Origin of the sequence: Streptomyces sp. NPDC001292, from assembly GCF_042896465.1 — a bacterium.
Lineage (GTDB): Bacteria > Actinomycetota > Actinomycetes > Streptomycetales > Streptomycetaceae > Streptomyces.
The window spans coordinates 1-1,433 of record NZ_JBIAXG010000144.1 but is presented as its reverse complement, the minus strand read 5'-3'; the positions used below and the strand labels follow the sequence as shown (position 1 = coordinate 1,433).

Annotated in this window: 1 protein-coding gene and 1 pseudogene; both read left to right on the top strand. The window is 71.1% G+C overall.

The genetic code is table 11. The features are described from left to right. Positions 1-1,077 (top strand): transposase (locus tag ACFY4A_RS42620; protein ID WP_390834679.1); only part of this gene is annotated, 1,077 nt, incomplete at its 5' end. Between the two features lie 37 nt (positions 1,078-1,114). Beyond that, a pseudogene (locus ACFY4A_RS42615) lies at positions 1,115-1,433 on the top strand (hypothetical protein); the annotation flags it as partial.

The window sequence follows — 1,433 nt, the reverse complement described above, 5'->3', positions numbered from 1 at the left end:
TACGGACGCGGCGACCGCAGCTCGGACCAACTGGTGCCCGGCTGGCCCTACTCCTTCGTCGCCGCCCTGGAAACCGGCCGCACCTCCTGGGTCGCTCTCCTGGACGCGGTCCGCCTGGGACCGGCCGACGACGCGACCACCGTCACTGCTGCCCAACTCCGCGATGTCGTCGATCGGTTGATAAGCGCAGGCCAATGGAGACCGGGCGACCCGGACATCCTGATCGTGATGGACTCCGGCTACGACATCGCCTACCTGACCCACGCCCTCGCCGACCTGCCCGTCGTGCTGGTCGGGCGCCTGCGCTCGGACCGGGTCATGCTCCGCGACCCCGGCCCCGCCCGGTCGGGTCCCCGGGGCGGGCGCCCCCGCCGGCACGGCGGCGTCCTCACGTTCAAGAAGCCCGACAGTTGGCACGAGCCCGACGTCACGACCACCACGGACACCACCCGCTACGGCACGGCCACCGCGACGGCCTGGGACCGGATGCACCCCCGGCTCACCCACCGCGGACCCTGGCTGAACCACGCCAAGGAAGAACTCCCCGTCCTGCACGGCACGTTGATCCGCCTGAAGGTCGAGCGCCTGCCCGGTGACCGGGACCCGAAACCGGTCTGGCTGTGGTGCTCGGCCACCGCCGCCGCACCGGCGGACGTGGACCGCTGGTGGCAGTCCTTCCTCCGCCGCTTCGACCTGGAGCACACCTTCCGGCTGGTGAAACAGACCCTGGGCTGGACCGCCCCGAAAATCAGGCATCCCGACACGGCCGACCTGTGGACCTGGCTGATCATCGCCGCCCACACCCAGCTCCGCCTCGCCAGGCCCCTCGCCGAGGACCTCCGTCGCCCCTGGGAACGGCCCGCGGAACCCCGCCGCCTCACCCCCGCCCGGGTCCGCCGGGGGTTTCGCAACGTCCACGCGACAGCAGCCCGCCCGGCAAGCGCGCCGAAACCGTCCCGACCAGGTCCCGGACGGCCTCCCGGCTCGAAGAACAAGCAACGGGCCAGGCGCCACGACGTCGGCAAGACCGTCAAACGCGCCGAGTCGATCAAGGAACACCAAGCCCAGCGAGGTTAAACGCCAAGCTCAGATCGCCGCGCTGAAGCGCCCGACCTTGTCGGCATGGGCCAGCAACCTGCTGGTGCACTCCGAGCCCAAGCAGGTCGCCCGGCTGCTCCGCCTCGGCGAAGGCCTCCGCCATGCCCACCAGAAGCTTGCCCGCACCCAGTTGAGGCGTCTCAGCCTCCAGCAGCACAGCCTCGTCGGCGCCCTCTCCCAGCAGGCCCGCACTCTGGCAGCCGAGGCCGGACATCCCATCGGCCAGGCCGCGCAGCGCAAAGAAGGCTTCTCGAAACCGGGTGTGGGGCTGGGGGTTCCGTACGGGTGTGCTGTTCGGGTGATCGTGGCCGTGCGGGGGCATGAAGGCAGGGCCT